The sequence below is a fragment of the Cellulomonas sp. PSBB021 genome (assembly GCF_002240455.1).
Classification (GTDB): Bacteria; Actinomycetota; Actinomycetes; order Actinomycetales; family Cellulomonadaceae; genus Cellulomonas; species Cellulomonas uda.
This window is the reverse complement of the sequence record NZ_CP021430.1, coordinates 2,581,268-2,593,691: the sequence shown is the minus strand read 5'-3', so window position 1 is coordinate 2,593,691 and position 12,424 is coordinate 2,581,268. Positions and strand designations below refer to the sequence as shown.

10 protein-coding genes are annotated in these 12,424 nt (G+C 76.1%); 3 read left to right on the top strand and 7 right to left on the bottom strand.

Annotated features, from left to right (window positions below; translation table 11 throughout):
• Positions 1–57: 57 nt before the first annotated feature.
• From CBP52_RS11920 to CBP52_RS11910, 3 genes are all read right to left on the bottom strand, one after another.
• Positions 58–630: a TetR/AcrR family transcriptional regulator gene (locus tag CBP52_RS11920; protein ID WP_094181128.1), complete on the bottom strand. Its 573-nt coding sequence runs from the start codon at positions 628–630 to the stop codon at positions 58–60.
• Between the two features lie 17 nt (positions 631–647).
• A complete protein-coding gene (gene helR, locus CBP52_RS11915) occupies positions 648–2,843 on the bottom strand; it encodes an RNA polymerase recycling motor ATPase HelR (RefSeq protein ID WP_094182349.1) in 2,196 nt (731 codons plus the stop codon).
• Between the two features lie 246 nt (positions 2,844–3,089).
• A complete protein-coding gene (locus CBP52_RS11910; protein WP_094181127.1) occupies positions 3,090–3,554 on the bottom strand; it encodes a hypothetical protein in 465 nt (154 codons plus the stop codon).
• Positions 3,555–3,954: 400 nt separating this feature from the next.
• Between CBP52_RS11910 and CBP52_RS11905 the strand changes: the two genes are divergently transcribed.
• Entirely contained in the window at positions 3,955–4,587 is a 633-nt protein-coding gene (locus CBP52_RS11905) for an N-acetyltransferase (protein WP_094181126.1), read from the top strand.
• A 185-nt stretch (positions 4,588–4,772) separates the two neighbouring features.
• Positions 4,773–5,072 carry a DUF1540 domain-containing protein gene (locus tag CBP52_RS11900; protein WP_094181125.1) on the top strand — a complete coding sequence of 100 codons (300 nt, stop codon included), beginning with the start codon at positions 4,773–4,775 and terminating at the stop codon, positions 5,070–5,072.
• A gap of 10 nt (positions 5,073–5,082) precedes the next feature.
• Here the strand turns inward: CBP52_RS11900 and CBP52_RS11895 are convergent, their stop codons facing one another.
• On the bottom strand, positions 5,083–5,829 hold the full coding sequence (locus CBP52_RS11895) for an aminoglycoside phosphotransferase family protein (protein ID WP_232514467.1): 747 nt from the start codon (positions 5,827–5,829) through the stop codon (positions 5,083–5,085).
• Between the two features lie 341 nt (positions 5,830–6,170).
• Positions 6,171–6,926 carry a hypothetical protein gene (locus CBP52_RS11890; RefSeq protein ID WP_094181123.1) on the bottom strand — a complete coding sequence of 252 codons (756 nt, stop codon included), beginning with the start codon at positions 6,924–6,926 and terminating at the stop codon, positions 6,171–6,173.
• Between the two features lie 143 nt (positions 6,927–7,069).
• On the opposite strand from CBP52_RS11890, the gene CBP52_RS11885 reads away from it, so the two are divergent.
• Positions 7,070–10,999, top strand: a complete 3,930-nt coding sequence (locus tag CBP52_RS11885) for a sigma-70 family RNA polymerase sigma factor (RefSeq protein ID WP_198303441.1) — start codon at positions 7,070–7,072, stop codon at positions 10,997–10,999.
• A gap of 4 nt (positions 11,000–11,003) precedes the next feature.
• Here the strand turns inward: CBP52_RS11885 and CBP52_RS11880 are convergent, their stop codons facing one another.
• Together CBP52_RS11880 and upp are read right to left on the bottom strand one after the other, a co-directional pair.
• Positions 11,004–11,669, bottom strand: coding sequence for an NAD(P)-binding oxidoreductase (locus CBP52_RS11880; protein WP_094181121.1), 666 nt, complete (start codon positions 11,667–11,669; stop codon positions 11,004–11,006).
• A 110-nt stretch (positions 11,670–11,779) separates the two neighbouring features.
• Complete coding sequence (gene upp / locus CBP52_RS11875; RefSeq protein ID WP_094181120.1) at positions 11,780–12,415, bottom strand: uracil phosphoribosyltransferase; 636 nt, start codon at positions 12,413–12,415, stop codon at positions 11,780–11,782.
• Positions 12,416–12,424: the final 9 nt, after the last annotated feature.

Here is a 12,424-nt window from a genome sequence, read left to right as displayed (position 1 = left end):
CCTTGGCTAATGTCGTTAGCCCTAAAGCTACGGGCATTAGCCGAACTCGTCAAGCGGTCACTCCGCGCGCAGCTCCGGAGCGGGCAGCTCGTGCGTCTGCGCACCCCGGCGCAGACCGTTGAAGCAGATCGCCAGTGCGCGCGACACGTCGTCCTCGGTCGTCAGCGGGTTCGTCATCAGCGCGCCGGCCATGACCGCGACCAGGAGGACGTCCTCGAGCGTCGTGCCCTCGCGCACCACCCCGGTCGCGACCGCCTGGGCCAGCGCGCGCGAGAGCAGCGCGTTCGACCGCTCGGTGACCTCCGCGAGGTGCACGTCGTCGATCACCGACGCCTCGATCGCCGTCATCAGCCCGTGCATGTCCGCCATGTACCAGCACATCTCCACGACGAGCAGGTCCGGCCCGCCGCGCTCGGCCTCGTAGCGCTCCAGGGTGGCGATCCGGTCGTGCAGCACCGCCGCAAGCAGCGAACCACGGTCGGGGAAGTGCCGGTACAGCGTGGCGCGCCCGACGCCCGCCTGGACGGCGACCGTGTCGAGCGGCGCGTCGACCCCGTCCCGGCGGAACACGGTCGCGGCGGCCTCGACGAGCCGCGCGTGGTTGCGCGCGGCGTCCTTCCTGGGGGACATGAGGCGGACGTTAGCGCTCACCGGCTCCACCCACCCGCCGGCGCGCTCGCGGGTGTCAGGACGACGAGCGTGTGCGTCGCGCGGGTCATCGCGACGTAGCGGTCGACCGCGGCCGCGACCTCGTCGTCCCCGTCGCCCCACGCGCCCGGGTCGACCAGCACGACGAGGTCGAATTCCAGCCCCTTGGCGGTCCGCGGCGTGAGCGCGCGGACCCGGTCGGCGAGCACGCCGCGCAGCGTGCCCGGCAGTGCGGGCGCCGGCGCCCCGATCACGCACGCCACCCCCTCGTGCCGCCTCAGCCAGCCCGTCAGGACCGCCGTCAGCTCGTCGACCGACCCGTGCTCCACCGGCCGGCGCGTGCTGCGGATCGACGTCGGGACGTTCGCGTCGGGCAGCACCGCGCGGATCACCGGCTCCGCGGCCGCCATGACCTCCGCGGGCGTGCGGTAGTTGACGCCCAGCGTCGCGAGCCTCGCCCCGCCCAGCCCCACGCGCTCCAGCCGCTCCTGCCACGGCTCGGCGAACCCCCGCCACGCCTGCGCCCGGTCCCCGACCACCGTCATCGACCGCGACGGGCACCGTCGCGCGAGCATCAGCCACTCGGCGTCGGTCAGCTCCTGCGCCTCGTCGACGACGACGTGCGCGAACGGCCCCGCGAACGCGTCCACCGGCGCCTGCGGCAGCGGCGCACGATCCACGAGCGCGTCGCGCAGGTCGTCGACGCGCAGCATCGTCATGACCTGCAGCTCGGAGTCGTCGCTCGCGACGAGGTGGTCCACCACCTCGGCCATCGTCGCCCGGTCCGCGGCCTCCCGCGCCGCCGACGCCCGGCGCCGGCGGGACGCCGTCGCGTCGCCGAGCCGGGCCCGGGCCGCGTCGAGCAGCGGCAGGTCCGCGACCGTCCACGCGGTCGGGTCCGTGCGCTGCAGCAGCGCCACCTCGTCGGGCGTCAGCGACGGCGCGCACAACCGCAGGTACGCCGGCGCCGACCACAGGTCCGCGACGAGGTCCGTCGGCTCGATCAGCGGCCACGCGCGGTTCAGCGCGTGCAGCAGGTCCGCGTCCGCCGCGAGCGACGCACGCACCCGGTCCACGGGCACGTCGTCCACCTTGGCCGCGAGGATCTCCACGAGCTCGGCGAGCACGTCGTCGCGCGCCTCGTTGTGCGGTGTGCCGTCCTCGGGCGCCGCGAACGCGCCCGCCCAGTCCGCGGGCGTCACGGGCACGTCCGCCCACGGGGTCTCGACGAGCAGGCTCGTCGTCGGCGGGCGCTCCGAGAACCGCACCGCCGGCTCGACGGCCTCGACGAGCGCGCGCGAACCCTTGAGCCGCGCGACCCGCGGGTCGGCCTCGGGGACGGCCGCCGCGCCCTCGGGCACCAGGTCCCGCAGCGTGCACGTGCGCACCCCGTCCTCACCCAGGCTCGGCAGCACGTCCGACACGTAGTCGAGGTACGGCTCGTGCGGCCCGACGAACAGCAGCCCGCCGCGCCGGTGCCCCAGCCGCGGGTCCGCGTACAGCAGGTACGCCGCGCGGTGCAGCGCCACGACCGTCTTGCCCGTGCCCGGACCGCCGTCGACGACGAGCGGGCCCGCCGACCCCGCGCGGACGATCGCGTCCTGGTCCGCCTGGATCGTCGTCAGCACGTCCCGCATCCGCGCGGACCGGCTCGCTCCGAGCGACGCGAGCAGCGCCGAGTCGTCGTCCGGCGCGACCCTGCCCGCCGGCACCGCGTCCGGCACCAGGACCTCGTCCCAGTAGTCCGTGACCCGCCCGCGCGTCCACCGGTACCGGCGCCGCGCGACCGCCCCCATCGGCCGCGCGGGCGTCGCCGCGAAGAACGGCTCCGCCGTGGGGGACCGCCAGTCCACGAGCAGGCGCGTGTCGTCGGCGTCCGTCAGCCCCACCCCGCCCACGTACACCGCCTGCCCGTCCGCGGCCAGCGTGCGCCCGAGGCACAGGTCCAGCCCGTACCGGCGCAGGGTCCGCAGCCGCGCCGAGAGCCGGTGCACCTCCTGGTCACGCTCCAGCGCCGCGGTGCCCGACCCACCCGGCGCGCGCCGGGCCTCCGCCAGGCGGTCGGTGAGCTCGGCGACCTGCTGCTCGAGCCGCGCCGCGACGCGCGCCAGGTGCGCGTCGTCGTCGGCGATCAGGCGCGGCTCGGACTTGGCGGCGTGGGGGACGTCGAAGACGGTCAGGGGAAGGGTGGGCACGCTCGGCTCCCGGGGGTTCACGGCGCCCGGGGACGGCTCGGCGGGCGCGACGAGCGCCGATCATCCGCCTCGACGGGGGCCTTGCCGCAAGACCCCCTGTGCTCTATACGTTGAAGAGGGAGAGCACCGCACGGATGCTCTCCCTCGTCGTGCCCGGCCCGTCAGGTCCGGCCCGCCAAGTCCGGCCTATCCAGTCCGGCGGGACACTCCGGCGTGTCACGTCGGGCACGCCACCGCCCGTGCGGGTCAGGCGCAGTAGTCGCACACGCCCGTCGCGGGCAGCGTCATCGAGCACGTCGGGCAGATGGCCGCGACGGGCTCGGGGGCCGCGGTGCGGCGCGTGGGGGTGGCCCGCGGGGTCGTCGTGCGTGGTGCGCGGGGCGCACGCGTCGTGGTGCGCGACGACGAGCGTGCCCCGGCCGCCGACGAGCCGCCCGGCTCCGTGACCTCGAACCCACGCTTGCGCAGGATCGCCGCCGCGGACCCGATGCTGCCCACGACCTCGTCGGACGGTGCGAGGCGCCCGGTGGCGAAGCGGTGCGCGACCCCCAGGACCGCCGGCAGGTCGTAGCTCGAGCCCTCGTGCACGATCGCGTAGCCCGGCGTCGGCGCGTAGCCGTAGACCCCGAGGAAGCCGTCACGACCGCGGGAGTCGTACTCCGCGATCGCCTGGAGGACGTGCTGGCGCGTCACGCCGGAGAAGGTAGCCACGACGTCCCACCCTACGTCTCCCTCCCCCCTCCCCCCTGGCCCCCGCCCCCCGACCCCCACCCCCCGACCCCCACCACCCGACCCCCACCACCCGACCCCGCGATTCCTCCGGCTCCCAGCCCCGATACCCGGAGCAACCGCAGTCTCGTCGAGCGCCCGCCCACCGAGACCGTCGTCGCTCCGGGTTCGCTGGCTGATAGCCGGAGGAACCGCGGGGTCGTCGTGCCGGCCGACGAGACCGTCGTTGGTCTGGGTCTGGCGGGTGAGAGCCGGAGCGATCGCGGGGTCGTCGGGGAGGGGGTGAACGTGAGGAGGCGGGGCAGACAGGGACCGAGGGCCCAGGGCGGACGAACCACCGGAAGGAAAGATTGGACAGTCGTCCAGGAGGGGGGAGCAGGGGATGTTCGACGTCGGGGCTGCCTCGCGCGCCGAGCTCGCGGCCGTGGCAGGCGTGCTCGGCGAGGCGTTCGCCGACGACCCGGTCGTCGTCGGCATGATCGGCACCGCCGACGGCCGCTGCGAGCGCGCGACCGCGCTGTACGCGGCACTCCTGCGCGCGCAGGACCCCGACGGGATCGAGGTCGACGTCGCACGCGACGAGACGGGCCTGATCGTCGGCGCCGCGGTCTGGGAGCGTCCCGACGCGCGTGGCGCGACCGCCCGTCGCCTGCTGCGCGAGGCGCCCGGCTTCCTGCAGGCGCTCGGTCCGCTGCGGGTCCCGCTCGCGCTGCGCGGGTGGAACGCGTTCGTCCGGCACCGGCCCGCGGAGCCGCACTGGTACCTCGGCGAGATCGGCGTGCGGGCCGCGCAGCGCGGCACGGGCGTGGGCTCGCGGTTGCTGGCGCACCGGCTGCGGCACGTGGACGACCACGCGCACGGGGCGTACCTGGAGTCGTCGACGCCGCGCAACCGTGCGCTCTACGTCCGGCACGGGTTCGAGTCCCGGGGCGAGATCCGCGGCGTGCACGCCGCGCGGCCCACCGCGATGTGGCGCCCGCCCGTCGACGCGCCCGGACGGCCCGCGGCGCGCTGACCTCGCACTCGTCGTCCCGAGCGCCATTTCCGCAACACGCCTGTGCGCAAAAAGCGGGTCTGACCTGCGGTGTTGATCCGGCTGGCGTGCTGGCGCGCGGGCCCGGGCGGGTCTACCGTCGACGAAGGAGCCCCTGCGGCTCCGGAGCTCGCAGGTTCGCAACGGCCCACCTTCGGAGGCGCGAGATGACCGACCTCATGGAGCTGCCCGCCATCGCCGAGTGCTCGGTGGCCGGCTGCTCGTACAACGACCACTCGCACTGCCACGCGGCCGCCATCACGGTCGGCGGCACCGGCGGCGACGCCCAGTGCGCGACGTTCATCCCGCTCACGGTCAAGGGCGGTCTGGACAAGGTGCTCAGCCACGTCGGCGCATGCCAGCGCCAGGACTGCTCGCACAACGATCATCTGGAGTGCACCGCGGACTCGATCCGGGTGGGCAGCGGTCAGGACGTCGCCGACTGCCTGACGTTCGCCCCGCGCTGACGGGCGTCCCTCAGGACGCGACGCGCACCATCTCCTGCACCAGCTCGACGGCGCCGCCGACCAGCTCCTTCTCGCCGGTGAGCAGGCCGGGGTCGCTGCGCCGGGCGGCGGCGGCCTGGTCGAGCGCGGGGACGGGCGAGACCCGGCTCGCGGCGAGGAACGCCGCGAGGAACGCGCGCGCGGCCAGGGAGTAGTCACCCCCGGCGTCCACGGCGACCTCGGCGACCATCAGGGCCGAGAGCGCGACGTCGAGCTCCGCGGTCGCGGCGCGCGCGTTCGCCCAGTCGACCACGCAGGGCCCGTGCGTCTCCGTCAGCACGATGTTGCCGGGGTGCAGGTCGAGGTGCGCGACGACCGGCCCGGCGGGCACGTGCGGCCACTGCGTCTCGTCGTGCGGGACGTCCTGCGGTGCGGGGATCGCGTGCAGCCGCTCGTGCAGTTCGACGACGAGCCGCGCGCCGTCCGCGATGGACACCTCGCCCGCCGCGAGGGCCTGCAGGAGGGTCGGGCCGTGCAGCCGCTCCATGAGCAGGTTCGGGCCCTGCGCGACGTACACCGCCGGTGCCGGGAATCCCCGCGCGGACACGTGCTGCAGGAACCGGGCCTCGTGCGTCGCGTCCCGGCCGCAGCGGTAGCGGCGCACCACGTAGTCCTCGTCGAGCGCGTACACGTCGGCGCTCGACCCGGACGCGAGCACCGGTCCGGGGTCGTCGAGCGTCAGGACGTCGGCGGGCGGGACCGGGCCCGGGGTCCGCACCGGCGGACGGGGGCCGACGTGCAGACCATGCGGTTGCGGGAGCGAACCGTGGAGCGCCGTGGGGGCGCCGGCGGGTGCCGGAGGGTCGTCGGAGCGCTCCGAGCCCTGAGGTGCGGGGTCGTGCGGGGCGGCGAGTCCGGACGGGGTCATACCTCGAAAGTAACCCCGCGGAGCGGGTTTGCACCCCTCGAGACCCGCCCGATGTGCGACACACCGGGCACATCACGAGACAGCGGGACGAAAGGACCGCTCATGGACCGATCGTCCGGACCGGCGGGCTGGAGTCGCCCGAAGGGGTGAAGCGGCGTGCGTCGAAGCAGGGGCGCCGGCGCACGCCGCGGTCAGGGACGTGCCAGCTGGGTGAGGCGCCGCACCGCGCACTCGTGCGTCGGCGGCAGAGGCTCGACCCAGCACCGCAGCGGGTGCCGCGTCACGCGCTCGACACCGAGTGCGAGGACACGCTCGTCCACGCGCCGCCGCAGCCGCGCCACGGCCTCGTCCGTGTCCTCGTCGTCACCGACCAGCACGACGAACGCGCCGCCGCCGATGCTCGCCATCGCCCGCGCCGCACCGAACACCTCCCGCAGCGCCGCGCCCACGGCCGCGGACCGGGCGAGGCGGCTGAGCGCGTCGGGCACGCCCGCCGCGACGTCGACGACGAGCAGCCGGCCCGTGGGCACGTCGTCGGGGTAGCACTCCATGAGCCGCAGACGCAGGTAGTCCGCCGAGGGCAGCCCCGAGCCCGCGTCGAGGCCGAGGGGCAGCGTCACGCCGCCGGCCTGCGCGTCCGCCCAGCCCGTGCACAGTGCCCGCAGGACGTCCAGCGGCGGCTGCGACCGCGACGTCGCGCGGTACAGGCACGCGAGGTCGTCGATGGTCTCGGCGATCCCCACCCCGCACTCGCCGCGGGCGCCACCCAGGCGGGCGGCGGCGGGCACGGGGTCGTCGTCGAGGAGCAGCGCGACCGCGAGGTCGTCGGCGGCGGGGTGGTACCAGTCGGAGGGGCGGCGCCAGACGGACGCGACGCTCTCGTGGCGCCAGCGCTCGAGCAGTCGCGACGGCTGGGCGGGCAGCAGAGGTCCGGTCTCGGTCGTCACGCGGGATGAGAGAGGGCTTCGGTGCAGGTGTGACGGCACTTCTGGGTGTTTTCACCCGGAGGCTGCCGCAAGCCCGTGACCCGGTTGTTTCCTGTGGGTCCGGCCGATATGTCACCCTGGTACCGATTTCGCGCGGATCAACCGTGCCACGAGCAAGCCGGGACGAGGTCGAGGTGGAGGCGCTGGCGGCTGTCGTGCGCAGCGACGCGGAGCTCATCTCCGCGGTGCGCGCAGGCGACGAGTCGGGCTTCGCCGCGCTCTACGAGCGGCACTCGGCCGCCGCGGCCGTCGTCGCACGGCAGTACACCGACAGCGCCGCGGACGCCGACGACGTCGTCGCGGACGCGTTCACCGCCGTCTACGCAACGCTGCGCAACGGCAACGGTCCCGACGAGGCGTTCCGCGCCTACCTGTTCACGGTGGTCCGCCGGACCGCGGGCGTGCGGCGCGAGGGTGCGCGGCGCGTGCAGCCGACCGACGACCTCGCCACGCTCGAGGCCGGGACGGCGCTCGCGGGCACCGCGGAGGAGCCCGCGCTCGAGGGGTTCGAACGCGGTGTCGTCGCGCGCGCGTTCCACTCCCTGCCCGAGCGGTGGCAGGCCGTGCTGTGGCACACCGAGGTCGAGGGGCTGCCGCCCGCCGAGATCGCACCCGCGCTCGGGCTGACCGCCAACGGCGTGGCCGCGCTCGCGTACCGCGCGCGCGAAGGGCTGCGCCAGGCGTACCTGCAGCAGCACCTGCGCGACCCGCTCGACGAGGGGTGCCGCGCCGTGGCGGGGTCGCTCGGCGCGTACGTGCGCGGTGGCCTGGGCACGCGTGAGAGCACCAAGGTGGCCCGGCACCTCGACGACTGCGACGAGTGCCGCGCGCTCGTGCTCGAGCTGGGTGACGTCAACCACGGTCTGCGCGCGGTCGTCGCGCCGCTCGTGCTCGGCCTCGCGGGGCTCGGTGCGCTCTCGCACACGCTGCCGCTCGGGGCGGCCGCCGTCGGGGCCGCGGGTGCGGCCGGCGCGGGCGCGGGTGCGGCCGGGTCCGGTCACCTTGCGGAGGTCGAGGGCGGTGCGGGTGCCGGGGCGGTGGGCGGTGGTGTCGCAGCGCTGTCCGGTGGCGGCGCGGCGGCCGGTGCCGGCGGGGTCGCGGCGTTCCTCGCGAGCGTGCCTGCGGCCGTCGTCGCGACGGTCGCCGGTGCCGTGGCCGTCGCCGCGGTCGCGGCGGCGGTGGTGCTGGGGCTCGGTGCCGACCAGCAGGTCATCGAGGCGGACCCGCCCGTGGTGCTGACCACGCCCACGCCGACGACGTCCCCGGGCGCCTCCGCGAGCCCGACGAGCACACCCACCGGACCGGCCTCGCCCGGACCGACCTCCTCGGCCGACCCCGCGGTCCCCCCGGGCGCCCCCGACGTGCCCGACCCCGCCGACGAGCCGACGGCCGGGCCGTCGCTCGGCCCGACACCCGACCCGACGGGTGGGCCGACCGCAGAGCCGACCTCGGGACCCACCGCCGAGCCGACGAGCGCGCCGTCGCCGGAACCGACCGCCGGACCGACCGCCGGACCGACCACCGAACCGACCCCGCCACCGCGCGCGCCCGACGTGGTCGTCGCGCTGCCCGACGGCGGGCTGGTGCTCGCCGCGGGCGTCGGCCCGCAGGACCTCGCGATCACGCTGCGCAACGCGGGTGGGCGGGCCGCGACGGACCTGCGCGCCGAGCTGGGGCTGCCCGAGGGTGTCTCCGTCGAGGGTGTGCTGGGCGTCGCGCCCGCCCGGACGGCCTCACCTGCGGTGACCGGCGGGAGCGCGACGGTCGCGGCGCTGCGCGACCGTCTGCAGGCGACCGACTGGACGTGCCACGGCGCGCAGACGCGGCACGCGAGCTGCGAGCTGCCCTCGCTGCCCGCGGGTGAGGCGGCGCGGCTCGTCGTGCGCGTCGCGGTCGACGAGGCGTTCGACGCCGACGACGCGCAGGTCGAGCTCGTCGTGACCGGCAGCGACATCGACTACCGCCCCGCGCCGCTGCCCGTGCGCGTCACCCCGAGCCCGGCGCGGCTCGCGGTCGCGTCCTCGCAGGAGCCGCTCGCGCTCGTCGCGGGCCGCGTGCGGGACGTGACGTTCGACCTGCGCAACGCCGGCCGGTCGGCCGCCGGGCAGGCGCGCGCCGAGCTCGTGCTGCCGGACGGTGTCACCTGGGCCGGTGCGCCACCCGCCCAGGGCTGGCGCTGCGAGGCCGGTGCCACGGTCGTGTGCACGCGCGACGAGCTGCCCGGGCGGGGTCAGGTGCCGCTCACGCTCGGCCTGCGCACGGCGCGGGACGCCGCGGCGGCCCCCGTCGAGGTGCAGCTGAGCCCGGCGCCCACCACCGCGCGCCACGCGGGGGTGCCCGTCACGGTGCAGGCGCCAGCGACCCTCGTCGTGACGGCCCGGCCGGACGCACTGACCGTCGCCGGCGGGCGCACGAGCGTCGCGGACGTCGCGGTGCGGAACACCGGGGACCTGCCGGCCGCCGCGGTGACGCTCGACCTGACGACCCCCGCCGGGCTCGCATGGGCGGGTGGTGCGCCCGACGGCTGGGCCTGCCTCGCCGACGGGCCGCGCGTGCGGTGCACCGGACCCGGACTCGCGCCGGGGGAGAGCGTGAACGCGGGGCTGCCGTTCGTCGCGGAGCCCGGCGCCGTGGGAGCGCTCGGCGCTCTCGTCGTCGGGGCGGCGGCCGACGACGCCGACGGCGCGAGCGTGACGGTCGAGGTCCAGGGGCGTGCGCCCGGGCTCGAGCTGCGTACCGCGGACGTGGTGCTGCAGTACGACGACCTCGGCCAGCTCGCGTTCGGGGTACGTGTCGCCGACGGCGACGACCCCGCGGCGGACGCCGCGCAGGTCGTGGTGCGCGCGGCGCTGCCCGGCAACCTCGTCGTGCAGGAGCGGACCGGGCTGCCGGTGCCCGACGCGTGCCACGTGGACCGCTCCGGGCGGACCGCCGAGTGCACCTGGCCGGTGCTCGCGGCGGGCGCGACGGGCGAGGTCCTGCTCCCGGTGCGCTCGACGTACTCGGCGGCCGGGACGGTCACGCTCACCGCGACCGCCACCGGCGTCGACGTGCCCGTGACCGGGCACGCCGCCGTGCCGGGCCGCTCCGGCGGGCTGGCGCAGCGCTTCACCACCGCCACCGGTGGCTGGGACGTGACCGAGGCCGGTGCGGCGGTGCTCTCGTGCGACCCGGACGTCCCGGCGTGCCAGGCCGCGCTGCGCGGCGCCCAGGACAACAACTCCCAGGACATGCTTCCCCTCGACGAGGCGCGGCCGGACGGGCAGCGCACCAAGGTGCCCGTGTCGTCGAGCACCGAGGTGGACGTGCCGCGGGGCAGCGAGATCGCGTTCGCGGGGCTCTACTGGTCAGCCGTGCGGGGTAGCCGCGACGGGTGGAGCGCGCCCCTCGACGAGGTGCTCCTGCGGGGGCCCGGCGGTGCGTACGTGCCGGTGTCCGGTGAGGCCTCCCGGCGCACCGACAGCACCTACCGCGAGTACTACTCGTCGTTCGCCGACGTGACCGACCTCGTGCGCGCCCAGGGCGGTGGGACGTGGTCGCTCGCCGACATGGCGGTGAGCACTACGCGCACCGACAAGGACCCGACGTACTACGGCGGGTGGTCGCTCGTCGTCGTGCACTCCGCGCCCGGGGACGCGCGCGTGACGGTCTACGACGGGTCGCTGTGGGTCGGCACCGGTGCGCAGCCTGCCGCGTTCCGGTTCGCCGCACCCGCCGGGTCGACCGCGCGGATCGGCGTCGTCGGGTGGGAGGGCGACCGGAACCTCACCGGCGACCGGCTGCGCCTGGGGGGCCTGTGCACCGCGGCGACCACCGACCTCACGCCGTTGCGCGCCGACGGGACGCGTGGCAGCGCCGAGAACGCGTTCGACTCGACCGCGGCCGGCTGGCGCACCGCGTCGTCGCTCGGCATCGACGCCAAGGGCTTCGCCCCGGCCACGCTCCCGTGCGACGTGTCCTCGCTCACGCCCAGCACGTCGGGCGACCAGTACCTCGTCGGCGCGATCACGCTGCGCGCCGAGGGCGCCGGCTGAGCGGTCAGTCCGCGCGCTCGGTGGCCGCGACGACGGCCGCCTCGACCGGCACGACGCCCGTCACGAGCTCGAGCGTGAGCCCCGCGGACGCGGGTGCCCGCAGCAGCGCGGCCAGCACGGCCGCCACGTCCCCCCGGGGGACGTCGCCCCGGCCGACCGCCCGCTCGAGCGTCACGTGGTCCGTCGGCTCGTCGTCCGTCAGACGGCCCGGCCGCAGGATCGTCCAGTCCAGGTCGCGGCCGCGCAGGTCCTGCTCGCTCGCCGCCTTCGCCTCCAGGTACGCGGCGAACACGTCGTCGGTGCCCTCGGGCGGGCGCTGGTCGACGCCCATCGACGACACCAGCACGTAGCGGCGCACGCCCGCCTCCTGCGCCGCGTCCGCGAGGAGTGCCGCCGCCGCGCGGTCGACCGTGTCCTTGCGCTGCGCACCGCTGCACGGTCCCGCGCCCGCGGCGAACACCACGGCGTCCGCACCGGTGACCGCGCCCGTGACGTCGGCGACGTTGCACCGCTCCAGGTCGAGGACCACGGCCTCCGCGCCGTCGCCGGTGACGTCCTCCACCTGGTCGAGGGAGCGGATCAGCGCCACCGGCACGTCACCGCGCGCCGCCAGCGCCCGGGTCAGGTGCCGGGCGACCTTCCCGTGGCCCCCGGCCACCACCACACGCATGCGGCAACGGTAAGCAACGACGTCCGGTCCGGCGACCGGGGACGCGGTCCCGCAGGTCACACGTCCGAGTGGTCGTCGGGGGTGCCCGGGTGGGCCGGCGGGGTGCTCGCTCAGACGACGCCGTACAGGCGGTCGCCCGCGTCGCCCAGGCCCGGGACGATGTAGGCCTTCTCGTTGAGGCGCTCGTCGACGGCGGCCACGACGACCTGCACGTCCGCACGGTCGCCGACGAAGTCCTCGACGACCTTGATGCCCTCGGGTGCCGCGATGAGGCAGACCGCGGTCACGTCACGCGCGCCGCGCTGCAGCAGGTAGTCGATCGCCGCGACGAGCGTGCCACCCGTCGCGAGCATCGGGTCGAGCAGGAAGCACTGCCGCCCCGAGAGGTCCTCGGGCAGGCGGTTGGCGTACGTGATCGCCTCGAGCGTCTCCTCGTCGCGCTGCATCCCGAGGAACCCGACCTCGGCCGAGGGCAGCAGCCGCGTCATCCCGTCGAGCATCCCGAGGCCGGCACGCAGGATCGGCACGACGAGGGGGCGCGGGGAGGCGAGCTTGGTGCTCAGCGTCGTCGCGACCGGGGTGGTGATCTCCACCTGCTCGGTGCGCACGTCGCGCGTGGCCTCGTAGGCGAGGAGCGTGACGAGCTCGTCGACGAGCAGCCGGAACGTCGGCGACTTGGTGTTCACGTCGCGCAGGACGGCGAGCTTGTGGGCGACGAGCGGGTGGTCGGCGACGTGCAGGCGCATGCCCGTCAG